Origin of the sequence: Bradyrhizobium sp. CCBAU 051011 (genome assembly GCF_009930815.1) — a bacterium.
Classification (GTDB): Bacteria; Pseudomonadota; Alphaproteobacteria; order Rhizobiales; family Xanthobacteraceae; genus Bradyrhizobium.
Map to the genome: position 1 here is coordinate 2,649,363 of NZ_CP022222.1, position 18,099 is coordinate 2,667,461.

Genomic DNA, 18,099 nt, shown 5'->3' on the forward strand with positions numbered 1-18,099 from the left:
GCCGCTCGTCCTGCGCTGATTGGTTGCTCACGGCCTTATCGGCCGCCCTGCAACGTCTCGCGCGCGCGAGCGCTTTCACGTCCACCGCTCCCCGCACTCCACGTATCGTGACGACGCGTACGCCCCTCTTCGATGAGGCGGGATAGCGCGCAAAGGAGGGTGATTTGCGTTGGAAGGAAAGCGGAATATTTTTGCCAAGCGATCTGGACGACCCAAATCACGTTGAATCGGCTGGTGAAATTAGATTATTGCCGCAGCGGGTTTTGCGGTGCCGGGACGTGCCGCGAAGGTGTTGCGAGTTGCCACTGCTGCTTCCGCACAAAAGGTGTGTTCCCGCCGACTGCCGGTGCGGCGACGGTGTGCGTCTCTACGCAAACTCTCTCCCCGTCATTGCGAGCCAACGGGTCGGCGCGAAGCGCCGCCCGATGACAGGCTCCGCGAAGCAATCCATCGCGCGGCATAACGGATAGATGGATTGCTTTGTCGCTGACGCTCCTCGCAATGACGTGGAAACAGCGCACCCCTCAATCCGCCACGACCTCCTCCGCACTGGCATGCGCCGGCGGCACGGGCATCGGGAATTTCTCGTACTGGCGCGGCAGGTTCACCGGGCGGTAGCTCGGCAGCGCGTCCATGCGCTGCAGCGCCGACTCGTGGATCACGGCGCCGTCGGGAATGAAGCGCGGCTCGGCGTCGGGGATGTAATAGCCGAAATGCGCCTTTCGCGCCGGCCATTCCTTGTAGCTCGCGCTCTTCGGCAGATATTCGAGCAGCCACCACGCGCCCGTCAGCGAGGTGTGCAGATCGCCGCGAATGTCAGGCACGACATAGGAGAACGGGCTGCCCTTGCGCTGAATGCCCCAGGCGAGCTGGTTGACGGTGGCCTGGTTGACCTGCAGCCCGCACTTGGTCGCCTCGTCGATCATCCAGAGCAGCGGATATTTCGAAAGCCCGCTTTCCTTTTCCGGATAGCCGCCGCCGATATCGGCATGCACGCCGGCGAACCACACCTGCAGAATATCCTGCGGCTCGGCATGCGCGTCGTTGAAGCGGTTGTGCTTGAAGGTCTGCGGGTCATCCCACTTCTTGAGGCGGAACATGCAGCGCCGCTCGTCGATCGAGATCGCCTGGCGGAACGTCTGCACGCTCGGGTTCACAATGGTGAACGCGAGCTCCTCGAGGCTCGGCCAATAGAAGCGATCGGCCCGCGGCACGATCACGCTCGCCACCGTATCCCAGACGCCGACGAAGCGGATGGTGGGCCAGCGCGTCGAGGTGATGCGGGCGAACTGCGCGGCGTTGTCGAAGGCGCTCTGCGGCAGCGCGTCTTCGCCTGAGGCGACATCGGTGGCCGACTTGAACTTCGCCCGCAACTTCGGCGCCTCGTCGGAGGAGAACTGCTTGTAGGCGATGAGCCCCGAGCCTGCGAGATTGACCTGCTCCGGCGAGATCAGGCCCACCTTGTGAATGAGCCCCGCCAGCACCCGCACGGTATAGGCGCCGCGGGAAAAGCCGAACAGGTAGATCGCATCGCCCGCCTGGTAATGGTGGACCAGGAAGCCATAGGCCGCGAGCACGTTGTCATCGAGCCCATAGCCGGTGGCCAGCCCGAGAATGGCGTTGAAATCCTGCTTCAGTTTGTGCCACGGATCCGGCCGCTCCAGCGTGCCGACCCCCGGATCGTAAAACACCAACTGCCGCGGCTGCGTCTTCTCCGTCTTGCGCAGGCAGCGATAGAGCTTCAGCACATTGGAGATGTTCTCGGAAATCTCGTTGCCAGTGCCGTCGCAGCAGATGATGATGTTGCGCATGGTGGGACTCGCGGAGGCAGGGGTGATGCTACCTGGGCGAGTATAGCGCAATTTTTGTTGAGTGCGGAGCCGAATTCGATCGGATCGCGGTTGTCGAAAGAAATCCTATTTTGCTAATTGGTGGATATCATTGCTGATATTCTCTACGATACAAGTCGCCCGGTAGTACAGCTCGTCGAAGGTAAGGATTTCGGGCGCGTGAATATTTCTCCGATAAAGCTCGAAGCAGGCGACCTTATCGTCGTTACCTGTGAGTTGAGCGAGATTGCCGACGACGAGAAAGCTCCGAGGCTGAATCGCATAGGCAATGGCCCCGGTACTGTTTCCGATTTCGTCTTTTAGGTTATCTCGGAAACGATCGCGAGCGAACTCGAACGCCGTTTTCTGCGTCTGCGTTACCGCTCCAGATACTTCGTCGGAAACCCTCCAGCAGCCCGGGCGATAAGTGGCTCGGTGCAGCAATTCCGTACTGTTCTTCTTGATTTCAACCAATACGTATTGGCTTACTTCGGCGCGAGTCCGCATCAAGCCATCGGCTCGCTTACCCGGCCGGTCAAATGCCCCACCAGTAGTTCGCGCCTCGAGTTTCGTGCTGACTTTGTCAAGAAAAACGTAGTTCAATCCATGGCCGAAGATCCATGGATTGAGTTCGAAAAAGGCCTGCCAATCGGGCTCGGATACGCCATCTTCTTTAAGCATGGCATCGAATTCTGCTAATGCGGAGCGTTTTGTGGCGACTGCATAGATGTCATGATGTAATTCCGGCGTCGCTGCCAATTCCCTGATCAGTTCAGCTCCCTTCGTGCTGCCCAAGAGAGCCCCCAAGGCGCTCAGATGTATGTTATCCAGTGATATCCTTGTCTTCCGAGCATCGCTGAGGTCAAGCGTCGAGACAATCGAAAGGAATTCGCGCATCTGCGCTAGTTGGAAGCCGTTAATGTGAACGCTTCCGCGTTCCCGCCAGCCGAACCGGGAATGGAGCTGGAGCTTAGTGATTCTAAAGGTGCCAAAATCGCGTCGATCATTCACGTAAAAGGCAGATATTGCAATCTTGCTTCGCACGGTTACATCGATTTCGCCAATGACCTCTTCACTCTCGCCGGCGATGGTCGCGTAAGCGCCGGCCTTTCCGGGGTGAACATAGAGATGATTGTTATTATATCGTGCAATGAATTCGGCATCGTCCGGCATGCATCGCCTGCCTTGCTCTATGAGAGGCACTCAACTGTGTTGTTCTGGGTTAAGAGTACGCTTGTCAGATTGCCCTGTTAGTTTCCAACCTTAGCACCAGGCTCACTACTAGCTATTGTAATTTAGCGGCTAGATAATCGTCCATGACCAGAGCGATTCGATTCAGTAGTTCTGCAAACTTACTGAAGTCGATCGTTGAGACATTAGGTCTTACTACCTTCTCAGCGAATCGGGTCTTTCCATATTTTCCAGCTTCACCGTGCTTCTTGTCTGGGTCAAATTTCTTGCCATCGAGTTCAGTCGCCAGCACACTAAGAGGGAAAAGATTTTCGATGCATGTCTTGCCTTTTGAGGGGCCGGTTTCAGGGGTCTTCACCAACAATAGGTTGTTATGGATTCTGTAGAACGGTGCTGTCGATGTATGGGAGATTCCCGTGACACCCAGCTGCTTTGCAACCGAGAAAACCTCATTTGCTCCATCGTCATTGTCGATCAGTAGGATCACTGGATGAGAAAGTGGGCAGTGTTTGTAGCTGCTTAATAGTTCCTTGTAGCGAAGCATAAAGAATTTAAAATCTCCCGTGCCTCCCCCAAGTTGCAGGACATCATGAACAGTACTTGTTTGATTGAGGAATCGAATCTTTAGCTTGAGCTTGCCTTGTTCAATCGCGCCAAGTTTTGGATGAAATGCAGTCAGGCTTGTGATCGCTGCTCTCAGATACACGGCGTCTGTCTTGCCTTCAGGAATTATGAGTGGCTTGTCGAGTGCGACGAAGTTCTTATAGAAAAGAGAACGATGATAGAGCCGGCGAGTCGCTGTGGAGTCCTTCTTTTTATCCGCGCTTTTCCGTCGATCGACGCTATTGCGAACGTGGTAGATGTGATCAATCTTACCTTGCAGAGGCGCGAGCGACGTTGCTTCCTCCTTGATATCGGGATCTCCCCTCTGTCCACCCAACAAGGCCGCGGGGACCATCTGGTAGTAAACACCCTTGCTGAATAGCTCAGAGCACATGGAGCGTACTGTTCTGTAGTACTCTGGCCGAATATTTACTTTTTCATTGACCAATAGTCCCGTCGTCAATTGTCGCGATCCGCGAAACTGCATACGTGTCTTTGCGTCATTTATCTTGAATCCGGCCCTGTTGATCTCAGTCACAAGAGCCGTGCCGAGTTTCCATTCACCACTCGCGCCTGCGATCGGAGCGGCTAGGTCGGCTGGAAAGTCTGCGCGGTTAGTAGAAAATGTGATGTCGTCTGCATATCGCGAGTACGTGCTTATGTTCCTTGGCGAACCGAACTAGTCGGATATCCAGGAGATGGCCGACTATGTTTGAAATGACCGGCGAGCACGGACTCCCCTGCGGAAGTCTATTGTTATGGCAAGCAATCTGAGCAACGATGGTTGCAATCTTTGGCGAAAGCTCGAAGCGCTTGTCCTTTATGAACACGCCGCGCACCCGGCCAAAGTTAATAGTCGGAAAAAAATCTTCGAGATCGAGGTTCAGTACAAAACGCCGACGTTTGTGGGCTGATGCGTTAGTTACTATTGAAAGAGATCGCGCAAATCCGTGTGAGAGAGGACGACGCGGATTGCCATTCTTGTCAATCTCGGCGAGGCAAAGATAGAGCAGGTTAGCCAGTCGCCTCTGTAACGATTTTAGGTGAGGCTCGGGCGCCTCTATTTTTCTCTTCCCGCCGTTTCGCTTTGCGATCTCAAATTCTGAATACTTTGCTGCGTCTGGAATCTTGTAGACAATGTATGAGAGAGCACTTGGCTTATAGCCTAAGAGCCCCGCGATATCGTCGAGGGATTTAGCAGCTTTCAGTTTAAGGAGTGCCGACACCTTTCCCCCAAAAAGGGAGCTTACAGGCACTCCTATGCGATTATATCGTATCGTCTTATCGACCAAACGACGCATTACGATTGCCCTGGAAGCAAACGTAACTTGGCATCTTTGTCTTATATCGCGATGCGCGATAACAACTCTGCCTGTAAGCTCTACGTTACTCTTGGCGCAAAACTTTGCGTTTTGCAATCTGAAATTGCGCTAAACTTTTTCATCGGCCAACAGAGAAATCGCCGTTTTTCGACGCGGCCGCTTACGACTCTGATCTGCCGACGTGCTTCAGCTCCAGCCCCGGCGTCAGAACCTGCCTCTTGTCACCGGCACCGGGGGTTCCTATCCCCGGGCTCTCCGATTAAAGCTATCAACCGCGCTGTTATATTCCTCTATCGCGCTGTCAGCTTCGCGGCGTACGCACGATAGATAATCCTGGGCCTCGCTTTGATACGATGACATCTGACGTTTGCAGCGGTCGAAGTCGTCTTGACTATCGAACGCACCATACCGCGTGGCGCAAGAAGGACCGATGGCGGAGAGCAATAGGCAGCCGCGGGAGTAGCTGCGCTGGTTAGTGCGAGCATCGCCAAGGCCATCAGTGCGTTACGCACAGTCTTATGCTCCCGCCGGTCCTTGATTAACGTCCACCACGTGCCGGTCCTGTCCGACGGTAATAACAATCGTGTAGCTCTTCTTCCCGCCAGCCTGATCGGTCGGCGGCGCAAGGTGCAACTGACCTCCGTACCATTCGCCCGGCATCAGCGTGTTGTCCTTGATGACCGTCTGCTCAAGCATGGCCATGTTGCGTTGGCCCGACTCGACGGTGGCAGCCACCATGGCCTCGTTCTGAATGGCGGCGTTGTTCTGTGCGATCACGGCGGCCGTCGGGCTGTAGAAAGTGCCGGTGCGGCCGCTTGGTGTCGTGTAGGTGCCGCGACCGGCGTTTGAGGCGCTGTAGGAATTTGCAGCAACGGCAACGCCCGTAAGAATGGCCGCTGCCACTTGCCGGTTCTTTTCTTCCTGCTGCAGCATTTCGAACGTGACGACCTGCATTCCGAAGTCGGAGCCGCCGACGTGCTGGATGGCTTCCACCTGGGCTACACGAAATTCCGTCGGCTGTTTTCCGATGTTGTTGATGCCAACGACAAACACCGGGCGTCCGTTCGCCTGCAACTGGCGCGATGCCGGGCGCACCAGCACCAGCGAACTCTTCTGGCGTGAGACCAGCGCCGGTTGCCCGTCGCGCATCATGGCCTGTTGCTGTGGATTGGATGCGCGAAACGCAATGGTTTCGCCGTTTGAAACGCAGCCGCCCAAGGCAGCGCAAAGCGCTACGATTCCCAGATTACGCATGACAAGACCCCCCAGACCCGCCAGCGATACAATCGCAACCGCAAGGGGTGGGCAAGGGCGAACACGCGTCCGTCCTCACCGTGGAAATACGGTGCTTCGGCGGTGCGCTCGCTCTGGTTCATGCCATCTCCCGCGGAGGGTAGCGGCATGCTATATCTGTCTTGCAAGGGCGCCTTGGTGTGGCCCTGTGAGGTGAGGCAGAGCCGATATGTCAAAACCGGTCATTTTTACCATTTCCGCGACCTGGGACGATGAAGCCTCGGTCTGGACCGGGCATTGCGACGACATTCCGGCGGCGGCCGATGCTGCCACGCTCGACGAATTGCTGGCGAAGATATCGGCGATGGCGCTCGACCTGCTGCCTGACAATCATCCCGACGTCGATCCGGCGTCGCTATTCCTGCAAATCACCGCGCTGCGCGAAGCCGAGCCGGCTGCCGCCTGAAGTGGCTCCTCAGTTCGACAAGCCATTGCGCGATCTGCTGCGCGCCGCAGGATGCATGCTGGTCCGGCAGGGCAAGGGCAGCCACGAAATCTGGCATAGCCCGATCACCAAACGGAATTTTCCGGTGCCGGTGGGCATTCCGAGCCGACATACCGCCAACGCCATTCTGCGTCAGGCCGGATTGCCGAAGGCGTTCTGAGTCCGGCGTGCCTGGACAGCGCTGCCGATCGACCATCTGGCTTAAGCGAAGCAAGAGAGACGTGGATGGCCGGGTCAAGCCCGGCCATGACGGAGAGAGTGGTGCCGTTCTTAAAACAAAAACGGCCGGGTCTTCCGACCCGGCCGCTTCGTACTCCGATCCGCCGATTTCGCTTTGGGCTCAGCTCGCCTTCTTCACGAACGCGGGCTTGCCGACCTTCTTCTCGATCGCGCGCTTCAATTCCAGCGCGCGGGGGGAGAGGACGTCGGCCTTGGCCTTGATGAGGTACGCGTCCAGGCCGCCATTATGGTCGACGCTCTTGAGCGCGTTGGTCGACACGCGCAGGCGCACGTTGCGGCCGAGCGCGTCCGAGATGAAGGTGACGTTGGTCAGGTTCGGCAGGAAACGCCGCTTGGTCTTGATGTTCGAGTGGCTCACCTTGTGGCCCACCTGGGGGCCCTTGGCCGTCAGTTCGCAGCGCCGGGACATCTTGCAAAATCCTCTTCCATCCCCGCCTTTAGGCCAAGCCGCTTCTCGCGGGCGCCGCGGGGGTCCAAAATCGCGTCCATTTCCAGGAACCGCGGACGTATAGGGGGAGACGGCCACGGGGTCAAGGTTTTTGCCGCCCGCGCGGGGCGGAATGGGGCGGAATATAAGGGGTTCCAGCGGTTTAAGCCCTCCTTATAAAGGGCGCAATCCGCGCCGACATCATGGCTTTCGCGATTGAGACCCTCGGCCGCCGGAGGCGGCGCTTATACCGGGTCGTGTGAAGCGTGTTTTCGCGTAAACACGCGTTGTTTGCGGGATATTTTTGCCTAAATGAACAATAGCTTGCGCCGATCCCGGGACCTGCAGGAATTGACCAGCCGCAAAACCCCTTCATCCCTCACCAGGCTCACGCTCGGCCTGTGCGCCGCCGCGTCCCTCTGGCTGGCACCGCAGGCAGCTTTGGCGCAGGGCCGGCTGGATGCGCAATATGAGGCGACGCTGGCGGGCATTCCGGTCGGCAAGGGCACCTGGACCATCGAAATCGGCGACGACATGTATGCCGCCACCGCCCAGGGCGGCACCGCGGGGCTTCTGAAGGCGTTTTCCGGCGGCAGCGGTTCCGGCGCGAGCGTCGGCCGGATCCTCAACGGCGCGCTGGTCCCCAACTCCTATACCGCGACCACCACCACGCAGAAGAAATCCGAGACCATCCGGATTTCGCTGGCGAACGGCGGCGTGAAGGATTTTTCGATCGACCCGGCGCCGCCGGTCGATGCCGACCGCATTCCCGTTACCGAGGCGCACCGCAAGGGCGTGCTCGATCCCATGACCGGCTCGATGCTGCGCGTGCCGGGCAATGCCGAGGTGCTGAGCCCGGATTCCTGCCGCACTGGCACTGGGATTTTCGACGGAAGGCTGCGCTACGACCTCAAGCTCGACTACAAGCGCATGGAAACGGTGAAGGCCGACAAGGGCTATCACGGGCCGGCGCTGGTCTGCGCCATCTATTTCACGCCGGTCGCGGGCTACATCCCCGATCGCCCCGTGATCAAATATCTCGCCACCGAGCGAAAGATGGAGGTCACCCTCGTGCCGATCGTGGGAACCCGGATTTTGGTTCCCTTCCGCATGACCATCCCGACGCCGTTTGGCCTGGCGATGCTGGAGGCGACGTCGTTTGTCACGACCGCGACGCCGCCACGGGTAGCGAAGACGAATTGAAGCCTTTGAAGTCACCTCGCCCCGCTCTTTGCAGGGAGAGGTCGGATTGCGGAGCAATCCGGGTGAGGGGCTGTCTCCATAGCGGGACTCGCGGAGACAGCCCCTCACCCCGGCCCTCTCCCCGCGAAGGGCGGGGCGAGGGGGCGCAGCTCGGTCGCGGCGAAGTCGACGCAACCCGCATGAATCATGTTGACTCCTGACCACTTCTGATTCGACTCCGTGCCTTAAGAAATTGGTCCCGAAACCGTTGCTTGTGGAGCCCGCGTAAACTTGATCTAGTGCCGCCCCGGGCGTGTCAGCGCGAGATGTTGCGGTGAACGTATCGGGTCTCGGGAGGAGTCAGCGATTCGGACGCGATTCGTTCCAGACTCGTTCCAGAGCTTAAGCCGCGACCGCATCACCGTCGCAAAGTGAAACAGTTTCCCGTCATTGCGAGCGAAGCGAAGCAATCCATCGGGCCGCAAAGAAAGAATGGATTGCTTCGTCGCGTTGCTCCTCGCAATGACGGTTGAAGCGGCGGAATTTTTAAGAAACACCTGCACAGAATGGCTTTCTCTCCTTCCACGTTCGCAACCGAACGCGCGCCCGGCGCGGGCGTTACCGCCGTGCTCGGGCCGACCAATACCGGCAAGACGCATCTGGCGATCGAGCGGATGCTGGGGCATTCGTCCGGCGTGATCGGCCTGCCGCTGCGCCTGCTCGCGCGCGAGGTCTACAACAAGATCGCCGATCGCGCGGGCACTGAAAGCGTCGCGCTCGTCACCGGCGAGGAGAAGATCAAGCCGAAGAATCCGCGCTACTGGGTGTCGACGGTCGAAGCAATGCCCAGGGATCTCGACGTGAGTTTTCTCGCCGTCGATGAAATCCAGATCGCCGCCGATCTCGAGCGCGGCCATGTCTTCACCGACCGCATCCTGCATCGCCGCGGTCGCGACGAGACACTGCTGCTGGGTGCAGCGACGATGCGCCCGATCATCGAGCGGCTGCTGCCGGGCGCGTCCATCATCACGCGGCCAAGGCTCTCGCAGCTCGAATTCGCCGGCGACCGCAAGATCACGCGCCAGCCGCGGCGCACGGCAATCGTCGCGTTCTCGGCCGATGAAGTCTATGCGATCGCCGAGTTGATCCGCCGGCAGCACGGCGGCGCTGCCGTCGTATTGGGCTCGCTCTCGCCACGCACACGCAATGCGCAGGTGGCGATGTTCCAGAACGGCGACGTCGATTATCTCGTCGCCACCGACGCTGTCGGCATGGGGCTGAACCTCGACGTCGATCACGTTGCCTTCGCCTCCGACCGCAAATATGACGGCTATCAGTTCCGCAGGCTGACGCCCGCCGAGTTCGCGCAGATCGCCGGCCGCGCCGGGCGCGCCACCCGCAACGGCACCTTCGGCACCACGGGACGCTGCGCGCCGTTCGAGCCTGAACTGGTGAACGCGCTGCAGAACCACACCTTCGACAGCGTCAAAATGCTGCAGTGGCGGAATTCGAAGCTCGACTTCTCCTCGCTCGGCGCGCTGCAGGTGTCGCTGGCGCTGCCGCCGGGGCACGAGGTGTTGACCCGCGCGCCGATCGCCGAAGACCAGCGCGTGCTCGATCACGCCGCCCGCGACGGCGAGGTGAGGGACATGGCCCACGGTGCGGCTGCCGTGGAACGGCTGTGGGACGCCTGCGCGATCCCGGATTACCGCAAGATCGCGCCGGCTGCCCATGCCGAGCTCGTGACTACGCTTTATGCATTCCTGATGCGGAAAGGTCGGATACCGGACGCATGGTTCGCCGCCCAGGTCGACCAGGCCGACCGCGTCACCGGCGATATCGACACGCTGTCGGGCCGGATTGCGCAAATCCGCACCTGGACCTTCGTCGCCAACCGCCCGGACTGGCTGTATGACCCCGATCACTGGCAGGGGATCACCCGGGAGGTCGAAAATAAATTATCCGATGCGCTGCATGAACGTCTAACGGAGCGTTTCGTTGACCGGCGGACCAGTGTATTGATGCGCCGCCTGCGGGAGAACAGTGTTTTGAATACGGAAATTGGCAAGACCGGCGAAGTGATTGTGGAAGGCCACGCGATCGGCCGGCTCGATGGATTTACCTTTGCACCCGATGCGGCGGAAGCCGGCTCGGACGCCAAGGCGTTGCAGGCCGCGGCGCAACAGGTGCTGGCCAGCGAGATCGACGCGCGCGCCGGAAAACTCTCGGCAGCGCCCGACGATCAGTTCGTGCTGACCTCCGACGGCACCATCCGCTGGACCGGCGATGCCGTGGCAAAGCTCGTCGCCGCCGACGATGCGCTGCATCCGCGTATCCGCATCATTTCCGATGAGCGGCTGTCAGGCGCGCCGCGCGAAGCCGTGCAGGCGCGGCTCGATCTGTGGCTGAAGACGCATATCGAAAAGCTCTTGGGTCCGCTGTTCGGTCTCTCGAAGGCCGAGGACATCACCGGCATCGGGCGCGGCATCGCGTTCCAGCTCGTCGAAGCGCTCGGCGTGCTGGAGCGATCGAAGATTTCTTCGGAGATGAAGGATCTCGACCAGGCCTCGCGCGCGACCTTGCGCAAATACGGCGTGCGCTTCGGCGCCTATCACATCTACTTCCCCGCGTTGCTCAAGCCCGCGGCGCGCGCGCTGGCGTCGCTGCTGTGGGCCGAGAAGCAGGACAATGTCGACATGTCCGCGCTGTCGGGCGCGCAGCATCTGGCAAGCTCGGGCCGCACCTCGTTCCCCGTGGACAAGGCGCTGCCGCGCGATGCCTATCGCGTGCTCGGCTATCGCCAGTGCGGCGAGCGCGCGGTGCGCGTCGATATTCTGGAACGTCTCGCCGATCTCATTCGTCCTGCGCTGGCGTGGCGCGAGACGTCGCCCGGCGAAAAACCGGCCGGCGCGTTCGATGGCCGCGGCTTCGTGGTGACGCAGGCGATGACCTCGCTCACCGGTTCGGCCGGCGAGGATTTCGCCTCGATCCTGCGCGCGCTCGGCTACCGCATGGACAAGCGCCCGCCGTTGCCGCCGAAGCCCGCGCCGGAAGTCGTTGTCGAGACGGTTTCTGCAGAGACGCCGCCGGTCGAGGCGAGCGCTGAAGTAACGGCAGAGACGCTGGCGGAGGAAGTCGCGGCGGAAGTGCCTGTCATGAGCGAGCCGGTCATGAGCGAGCCGGTATCGTCGGCCTCGCTGCTGCCTGACGTGACGCCGTTCGCTGCGGAAGAGCCGGCGCCCGCCGAGGTAACGCCGGCGGAGGCTGCGATCCTGGATGCGCCGCCGGAACAGGAGACGGCCGAAGTCACCAGCGCCGCGGAAGCCGCTGCCGAGCCTTTGACCGCGAGCGAAGCGCCTGCTGAAGCCGAGGCACCGGCTGAAGCCGTTGAAGCCAAGTCTGAAACGGAAGCCGCGCCTGAGACTGAGGCCAAGCCTGAAACTGAAACCAAGGCTGAGGCAAAATCCGAGACGCCGGCCGAGCCGCAACTCGTCGAAGTCTGGCGGCCGGGCGGGCGTTCCGACGAGCGCCGTCCGCATCACGACCGCAACCGTCAGCGCCATCATCGCGAGGGCGCGCAGGCCGCCAGCGGCGAAGGCGGTGAGGGTGCGCAGCGCGAGCAGCGCCATCGCCGCGGACGTCGCCACAACGAATTCAGAAAGCCGCGCGAGGGCGCGCCGGCCGATGCTGCAGCGGCTCCGGCTGCAGAGGGCGCGCCGGCAACGGAGGCGCGTCAGGACCGTCCCTCCCGCGAGCGCTTTGAAGGCAAGGGCCGTGATCGCGAGGACCGCCGCGACAAGTTCGATCGCAACAAGGGCGAGCGCAAGGGTGGTCGCGACAAGGAACGCGGCGGCCGTGATTTCGGCGGACGCGACAAGGGCGGTCGCGACAAGCGCGACTCTGGTCCCTCGCACCGTCAATGGGCGACCAGCGCGAACCCGCGCGAGCGCGATCGCGTGGCCGATCCGAATTCGCCGTTCGCCAAGCTGGCGGCGCTGAAGGAACAGCTCGCCGGCCGAAAGGAATAGCCAAAGCGTTTTCGAGCGAAGTGGGCAGCGGTTCGCGGTCCAACAAAACGCGTCAAAAGGATAGACTTCGAGAGAGAAGTTGGAGCGGCAGCGTCTCGACAAATGGCTGTGGCACGCGCGGGTGGTGAAGGCCCGCACCTCCGCTGCCGCCCTCGTCGAAGCCGGTCACGTCCGTATCAACGGCGTGCGCGAAAAATCGCCGGGCCATTCGATAAAGGTCGGCGACGTCCTGACGATCGCACTGGATCACAGCGTGCGCGTCCTGAAAATCGTGGGATTTTCCGAGCGGCGTGGCGACGCCACGGTTGCGCGCGTGCTCTACGAGGATTTGCAGAACGCCAAACAATAACTATGTGAAGCGGGCCCGCAGGAGGCCTTAAAAACGGCTGCCAGCGGCGTGCTGCTTCACTTGCGGCAGCGCACCGCATGCGCTACGCAAACCCCGGAAAACTGATCCGTTTCGGAGCGTTGGATGACTTACGTCGTCACTGAAGCCTGCATTAAGTGCAAATATACCGACTGCGTTGAGGTCTGCCCCGTCGACTGCTTCTACGAGGGCGACAACATGCTGGTCATCCATCCCGACGAATGCATCGACTGTGGTGTCTGCGAACCCGAGTGCCCCGCCGACGCCATCAAGCCGGATACCGAGCCGGGCCTGGAGAAGTGGCTCGAGGTCAACACCGAGTACGCCAAGAGCTGGCCTAACATCACCCAGAAGAAGGAAGCGCCGCCGGACGCGAAAGAATTCGAAGGTGTCGAGGGCAAGTTCGAGAAATATTTTTCCAAGGAGCCCGGCTCCGGCGATTAAGCCTGTGGATAAGTTAAGGGCTCATTGGGCCTGATTCCGGCCCCAATCTGAACCGAACCAGCTTGTTGGATTTAACCCTGTTAGCGGACTTATGACGGGAACGGCCCCGTAAGGGCCCGGAACCCGGCGTAAATCATTGATTTTTGCGGAAAATGTGCTATATTGGGCACATTACAAGCCGATCCTGGCCATGCGTAACCTGTGGCCCCGGTGGGTGACCCGTAAAAATCGAACAGGGGCGTGGCAGTTCCGCGCGCAGGCTGTGTCACAGAAAACGCGTAAAAAGAGTGCTTCCAAGACCACGAAAAAAGCCGCTCCGGCCAGCCGCAGCGCAACCAAGGGCCGTGCCAAGGCGTCCGTAAAGGCTGCCAGGAAGGTTTCGGCCACAAAGTCCTCAAAGAACAAAAGAAGCGCGATGCCAGAAAAGACTGCCAAGACCGCCGCGAAAGCGACGGGTTCGAAGACCAATGCCCCGAAAGTTGCTGCCAAGGCTCCCGCAAAGACCCCTGTGAAGGCCGCTCCTGCGAAGGCTGCCGTTGCGCCGAAGGCTCCCGCCCACAAGCCGGCCGCTGCGGCCGCGCCGCGCGTCGAGGAACCGAAGAAGGTCGTGACCCAGCGTCAGGGCTTCAAGGCCAATGAATTCGTGGTCTATCCGGCTCACGGCGTCGGCCAGATCCTGGCCATTGAGGAACAGGAGATCGCAGGCGCCAAGCTCGAGCTGTTCGTGATCAATTTCATGAAGGACAAGATGACGCTCCGCGTGCCGACCGCCAAGGTCGCCAATGTCGGCATGCGCAAGCTGTCCGAGCCGGCGCTGGTCAAGAAGGCGCTGGAGACGCTCAAGGGCCGTGCCCGCGTCAAGCGCACCATGTGGTCGCGCCGGGCGCAGGAATACGAAGCAAAGATCAATTCGGGCGACATCGTCGCGATCGCCGAAGTGGTCCGCGACCTCTACCGCTCGGAATCGCAGCCCGAGCAGTCCTACTCCGAACGCCAGCTCTATGAAGCGGCGCTCGATCGCCTGTCGCGCGAAATCGCTGTCGTGCAGCATTCGACCGAGACCGAAGCGGTCAAGGAAATCGAAAGCCAGCTCGCCAAGAGCCCGCGCCGCGGCGCCAAGGCGGAAGCGACCGAGGCTGACGGCGAAGCCGACGAGGCGGATGTCGACGCCGACGGCGACGATGCTGCTGTGGCGGACGAAGCCGCCTGAAAGAATCCCGAGGACTGAAACGAAAAGCCCGGTCGCAAGACCGGGCTTTTTGTTTGGCGCCTTTTGTTTGGTGCTTGCGCGAACGGAAGATCTACGAGCGCGCTGTCGGCGCGAACGACGCGAGAGTTCCGGTTCCATTCCTTGGCGCGGAAACGGCCAGTTTTCGACCTCTTGTGACCCGAATCGCGGGAGATTGTCCCGGCCACTACTTCTAGATCTACCGCAAGGGGGATTCGATGAAAGGGCAGGTACAGTCCATCTTTTTCGCCGTTCTCATCGCGGCTTTCGTGGCCACGCTTGTTCCGCTGAGCGCGCCGGCCGCGCAGGTCAGGCAGTGCAGCGCCGCTGTGCCCAAATCGGCGAAAGGGCATTGGTCCTGGCGCATGATCGACGGCCGCAAATGCTGGTACTCCGGCAAGGCCGTGATCTCGCGGTCATCGTTGCGCTGGCCCGCCGCGGCGCCCGCGCAAGCTAAAGCCGAGGCGGCGGCAAAAGCCGCGGCGGCGGCAACGGTCACCGTCAGTGTCGCCACTCGCAGCGACCCCATGGATGCGCAGGCGCAGATGTCTGACGACGATAGCTTTGAGTCGCGGTGGCAGTTGCGCGTCGTTTCCAGATAGGGTCTCGGATAGCCCGCGGCGACGGGAAGCCTATCAAGAGCCGAGGGCTGCGTCGGTGAAGGCTGCGTGGGTCGAGCCGAAGTTCGTTGCCCGACATTGAGTACGACACACATCGCGTCGGAGGGCTTGCTGCGGGCAAGATCCTTCAGGGTTCCCAGAACGGGAACTTTACACGCGTTACCGGGAACTTTGAGCGCACCAACGCGTTGAAATGCATGACTTATGAAAACCGAACGACACCCCCGCGCTCTCGCGAGGAGCGAGCGGCATTGATGGAAAAGCGCCGTGAGGATGCCGAGAAAGCGCTCAACGAGCGCAGGAAGGCCGATGATGCCTTCCGGGCAAATTTCGAGCGGCTCAGGGCGGAGCGTCTCGCCCGCGAGGCGGCTGCCAGCAATTCATGATTGAGTGAGTGGCGGAAGCGATGCAAGCGGCGAACAGCGCTGCTGCATGCGGCTGTGCGTTCAGTAAATCCGTAGCCCGGATGGAGGAGCGCAGCGTAATCCGGGGGATGGCTCCTCAAGCCCAAGAGTCCCGGATTGCGAGTCCCGGATTTGCGCTGCTCCATCCGGGCTCCGTTCGCTCAGCCTAATCCACCACGATCTTGACGCGATCCCTGGGCTTGACCTGCGCGTGCTGGTCGAGGCCGTTGAGGATGCGGAAGCGCTCGGCCGGGCGGTCGACGCCGGACATGCGGTGGGAGAGCGATTCCACGGTGTCGCCGGGCTGCACGGTGATGACCTTGATGCGCAGCGGACGCGCGGCCTGGATTTCTTCCATCGTCAGGCGACGGAACGAGTTGACGGTCTCGCGCGCATTGCGCTCGCTTTCGGTGTTGCGCTGCTTGGCGGCGAAGATGAAGCGGTAGACGTCGCTGCCGTAGCGAAGCGCAAAGACCTTGAACTGCCACTGATCGCCGTTCGCGTTCGCCGCAGCGACCGGGAAACCGTTGATCATGAGGTCTTCGGTCGAGCCCTTGTCGACGCCTTCCATCCAGCCGGAATTGAGGTAGTCGGACAGCGACTGTTCGGCCGGCACGCGCACCACGTCGAAGCGCATCGCCTGCGTGCCGCCCTCGCGCACGCCGATCACGGCCTGCGCGGTATTGTCGAGCGTAAACGTCTCGGGCGCCTGGAAGGTGAAGCCGAGCTTGGGATGCAGGAAGCGGCGCCCGCGCACGAAGCCTTCGCTGGGATCTTCGCCATAGACGATGTTGTCGATCGCGGCGAGATAGGTCTCGCGGTCGCGCTCGCCGCTTTGCGGCGAGGAGTATTGCCGGGCGCTCGCCTGCGCGTTCTGCACGCGCTCGGGGGTCGCCGGATGCGAGGACAGGAAATCCTGCGCGCGCGGATCGAGCGAGGTCTTGCCGGCCTTCAGCGCCGCGTTGCGCTCCATCGCGGCAAGGAAGCGCGAGGCGCCATAGGGATCGAAACGGGCGCGGGCTGAAATGCCGACGCCAATACCGTCGGCCTCGAATTCCTGCTGGCGCGAGAAGCTCGCCATCGTCAGCTTGGTTTTCGCCAGCGCCAGCGCCGTCAGGTCGGGGTCGTTGCTCATGTCGGTGACGACACGGGTCACCACCGCCGCCTGCCGCGCCTGGTCCTCGCGAATCGAGGCGTGCTTGGCCAGCACATGCGCCATTTCGTGGCTCAGCACCGAGGACAGTTCCGACGTGTCGCTGGCGAGCGCGACCAGGCCACGCGTCACATAAAGCTGGCCGGTCGGCAGCGCGAAGGCGTTCACGGCGCCGGAATTGAGAATGGTCACCCGATAGGCCTGGTCGGGACGGTCGGAGGCCGCGACCAGCCGGTCGACCGTCTTGCCGATCAGGGTCGCGAGTCTCGGATCGTCATAGGCGCCGCCATAGGAGGCCAGAATCCGCTCATGCTCGCGCTCGCTCGCGGGCGTCTGCGCGACGGTGCGGCTCGGCTTCGGTTGGGGAACCACCGGCGCGGCGGTCTCGAGTTTTCCGAGATTTCCACAGGAAGAAAGAATCAGCGCGGCGCACAGCAGCGCCGGCGCAGCCAGAAGGCGGCAGCCCGTGTTTCCTTCGCGCCGTCGTGCACGATGCGTCAAATCAGCCACCAAGATCACGATCCGACTGGAATCGTCGATCCCATCCCTTTTTCGCGCGTGATCCAAATGAAAACCGGTGCCCAGTCTTCGGATCAAGCACTATTTCCCGCCCAGCACCTCAACCTGCTCCATCCGGAGCACCTCAATCCGTGACCCTCCCCGCGACGAGACAACGCCGCGGACACGAATCCGTCGATTTTCGAGCGACTTAGGTCCAAGGCCGGCGTTTTCGAACGCCGGAATGATGCGCCTTGAAATAGTCGCAGCGAAGTCCTGTGTCCAGTTCCGCCCGAAGTTCAGATAGGTAATTGCCCCCGCCTGCCGAACGGACAGTACTTTGCCCTCGACCACCCTAAAGTGCCCAATCGCGGCCAGAATATCGCCCGGACTTTCGGTGTTTTTTATGGCCGCGGTTTCAGCCCAAATGCCCAATTTGGCCTGCCGCGCGCTGGTCTCGGCCGCAGCCAGTGCTGCAGCGCAATTTTTTTCCGATATATCGGCCGATACCAACGCCGCACCGCGGCGAAGCAGCTCGCTTTGCACCGAATGCTCCGAACCCCCCACGAACACAAAGGCGGTCTGGCGGCCATAGCGGTCCGGCGTGTCGTCCTCGCCATGCAGCGTCACGTCGCGGCCGCCGACGATGGCGGACAATGCGGCTCTGATTCGGGCCTGATCGGTTCCAGCTCGTTCGATGCCGGCGAGGCGGACCTCGCGGCCGTCTTCGAGGCGAAAGCTGCGCGCATCGACCACGGCGGCGACGCGGCCTTCACCCTGCGGCTCGAGCGCACAATCGGCCGCCTCGGCGCGTGCGACCGAAGC

At 61.2% G+C, this 18,099-nt stretch carries 17 protein-coding genes; 9 read left to right on the forward strand and 8 right to left on the reverse strand.

Annotation, left to right across the window (positions count from 1 at the left end; translation table 11 throughout):
- Positions 1–524 precede the first annotated feature (524 nt).
- The 5 genes from ACH79_RS12555 to ACH79_RS12570 form a co-directional block, all read right to left on the reverse strand.
- Positions 525–1,811 carry a DUF2235 domain-containing protein gene (locus ACH79_RS12555; protein WP_161851304.1) on the reverse strand — a complete coding sequence of 429 codons (1,287 nt, stop codon included), beginning with the start codon at positions 1,809–1,811 and terminating at the stop codon, positions 525–527.
- Between the two features lie 105 nt (positions 1,812–1,916).
- Positions 1,917–3,002, reverse strand: a complete 1,086-nt coding sequence (locus ACH79_RS12560) for a Shedu immune nuclease family protein (protein WP_161851305.1) — start codon at positions 3,000–3,002, stop codon at positions 1,917–1,919.
- A gap of 112 nt (positions 3,003–3,114) precedes the next feature.
- Positions 3,115–4,110, reverse strand: a complete 996-nt coding sequence (locus ACH79_RS42925; protein WP_202639226.1) for a hypothetical protein — start codon at positions 4,108–4,110, stop codon at positions 3,115–3,117.
- A 127-nt stretch (positions 4,111–4,237) separates the two neighbouring features.
- On the reverse strand, positions 4,238–4,924 hold the full coding sequence (locus ACH79_RS42930) for a reverse transcriptase domain-containing protein (RefSeq protein ID WP_246738508.1): 687 nt from the start codon (positions 4,922–4,924) through the stop codon (positions 4,238–4,240).
- Positions 4,925–5,461: 537 nt separating this feature from the next.
- Entirely contained in the window at positions 5,462–6,199 is a 738-nt protein-coding gene (locus tag ACH79_RS12570) for a hypothetical protein (protein ID WP_161851306.1), read from the reverse strand.
- A gap of 208 nt (positions 6,200–6,407) precedes the next feature.
- On the opposite strand from ACH79_RS12570, the gene ACH79_RS12575 reads away from it, so the two are divergent.
- Both ACH79_RS12575 and ACH79_RS12580 read left to right on the forward strand, forming a co-directional pair.
- Positions 6,408–6,644, forward strand: coding sequence for a DUF1902 domain-containing protein (locus ACH79_RS12575; RefSeq protein ID WP_161851307.1), 237 nt, complete (start codon positions 6,408–6,410; stop codon positions 6,642–6,644).
- A gap of 1 nt (position 6,645) precedes the next feature.
- A complete protein-coding gene (locus ACH79_RS12580) occupies positions 6,646–6,843 on the forward strand; it encodes a type II toxin-antitoxin system HicA family toxin (protein ID WP_161851308.1) in 198 nt (65 codons plus the stop codon).
- A 180-nt stretch (positions 6,844–7,023) separates the two neighbouring features.
- Here ACH79_RS12580 and rpmB read toward each other — a convergent pair whose 3' ends face one another.
- The gene (gene rpmB / locus ACH79_RS12585; protein WP_161851309.1) at positions 7,024–7,332 is read right to left on the reverse strand and encodes a 50S ribosomal protein L28; all 309 of its coding nucleotides are present in this window, start codon (positions 7,330–7,332) and stop codon (positions 7,024–7,026) included.
- A gap of 330 nt (positions 7,333–7,662) precedes the next feature.
- Here rpmB and ACH79_RS12590 point away from each other — a divergent pair, with 330 nt between their 5' ends.
- The 7 genes from ACH79_RS12590 (at position 7,663) to ACH79_RS43815 (ending at position 15,605) form a co-directional block, all read left to right on the forward strand.
- The gene (locus tag ACH79_RS12590; protein ID WP_161851310.1) at positions 7,663–8,553 is read left to right on the forward strand and encodes a DUF3108 domain-containing protein; all 891 of its coding nucleotides are present in this window, start codon (positions 7,663–7,665) and stop codon (positions 8,551–8,553) included.
- Positions 8,554–9,098: 545 nt separating this feature from the next.
- Positions 9,099–12,560, forward strand: a complete 3,462-nt coding sequence (locus tag ACH79_RS12595; protein WP_161851311.1) for a helicase-related protein — start codon at positions 9,099–9,101, stop codon at positions 12,558–12,560.
- A gap of 79 nt (positions 12,561–12,639) precedes the next feature.
- Positions 12,640–12,909: an RNA-binding S4 domain-containing protein gene (locus ACH79_RS12600; protein ID WP_161851312.1), complete on the forward strand. Its 270-nt coding sequence runs from the start codon at positions 12,640–12,642 to the stop codon at positions 12,907–12,909.
- A gap of 123 nt (positions 12,910–13,032) precedes the next feature.
- Complete coding sequence (fdxA, locus tag ACH79_RS12605) at positions 13,033–13,371, forward strand: ferredoxin FdxA (RefSeq protein WP_161851313.1); 339 nt, start codon at positions 13,033–13,035, stop codon at positions 13,369–13,371.
- Between the two features lie 415 nt (positions 13,372–13,786).
- On the forward strand, positions 13,787–14,581 hold the full coding sequence (locus ACH79_RS12610; protein WP_161851314.1) for a CarD family transcriptional regulator: 795 nt from the start codon (positions 13,787–13,789) through the stop codon (positions 14,579–14,581).
- A gap of 236 nt (positions 14,582–14,817) precedes the next feature.
- On the forward strand, positions 14,818–15,201 hold the full coding sequence (locus ACH79_RS12615; RefSeq protein ID WP_161851315.1) for a hypothetical protein: 384 nt from the start codon (positions 14,818–14,820) through the stop codon (positions 15,199–15,201).
- Positions 15,202–15,287: 86 nt separating this feature from the next.
- Positions 15,288–15,605, forward strand: a complete 318-nt coding sequence (locus tag ACH79_RS43815) for a hypothetical protein (RefSeq protein ID WP_246738794.1) — start codon at positions 15,288–15,290, stop codon at positions 15,603–15,605.
- Positions 15,606–15,789: 184 nt separating this feature from the next.
- Here ACH79_RS43815 and ACH79_RS12625 read toward each other — a convergent pair whose 3' ends face one another.
- A complete protein-coding gene (locus ACH79_RS12625) occupies positions 15,790–17,277 on the reverse strand; it encodes a M48 family metalloprotease (protein ID WP_161856335.1) in 1,488 nt (495 codons plus the stop codon).
- 99 nt (positions 17,278–17,376) lie between these two features.
- On the reverse strand, positions 17,377–18,030 hold the full coding sequence (locus ACH79_RS12630) for a thermonuclease family protein (RefSeq protein ID WP_371419389.1): 654 nt from the start codon (positions 18,028–18,030) through the stop codon (positions 17,377–17,379).
- Between the last annotated feature and the right edge of the window lie 69 nt (positions 18,031–18,099).

Excerpts from the sequence above, each read along its gene's own strand:
- ACH79_RS12555 (WP_161851304.1), bottom strand. The coding sequence starts at position 1,811 with ATGCGCAACATCATCATCTGCTGCGACGGCACTGGCAACGAGATTTCC.
- ACH79_RS12560 (WP_161851305.1), bottom strand. The coding sequence starts at position 3,002 with ATGCCGGACGATGCCGAATTCATTGCACGATATAATAACAATCATCTC.
- ACH79_RS42925 (WP_202639226.1), bottom strand. The coding sequence starts at position 4,110 with ATGCAGTTTCGCGGATCGCGACAATTGACGACGGGACTATTGGTCAAT.
- ACH79_RS42930 (WP_246738508.1), bottom strand. The coding sequence starts at position 4,924 with ATGCGTCGTTTGGTCGATAAGACGATACGATATAATCGCATAGGAGTG.
- ACH79_RS12570 (WP_161851306.1), bottom strand. The coding sequence starts at position 6,199 with ATGCGTAATCTGGGAATCGTAGCGCTTTGCGCTGCCTTGGGCGGCTGC.
- ACH79_RS12575 (WP_161851307.1), top strand. The coding sequence starts at position 6,408 with ATGTCAAAACCGGTCATTTTTACCATTTCCGCGACCTGGGACGATGAA.
- rpmB (WP_161851309.1), bottom strand. The coding sequence starts at position 7,332 with ATGTCCCGGCGCTGCGAACTGACGGCCAAGGGCCCCCAGGTGGGCCAC.
- ACH79_RS12590 (WP_161851310.1), top strand. The coding sequence starts at position 7,663 with ATGAACAATAGCTTGCGCCGATCCCGGGACCTGCAGGAATTGACCAGC.
- ACH79_RS12595 (WP_161851311.1), top strand. The coding sequence starts at position 9,099 with ATGGCTTTCTCTCCTTCCACGTTCGCAACCGAACGCGCGCCCGGCGCG.
- fdxA (WP_161851313.1), top strand. The coding sequence starts at position 13,033 with ATGACTTACGTCGTCACTGAAGCCTGCATTAAGTGCAAATATACCGAC.
- ACH79_RS12610 (WP_161851314.1), top strand. The coding sequence starts at position 13,787 with ATGCCAGAAAAGACTGCCAAGACCGCCGCGAAAGCGACGGGTTCGAAG.
- ACH79_RS12615 (WP_161851315.1), top strand. The coding sequence starts at position 14,818 with ATGAAAGGGCAGGTACAGTCCATCTTTTTCGCCGTTCTCATCGCGGCT.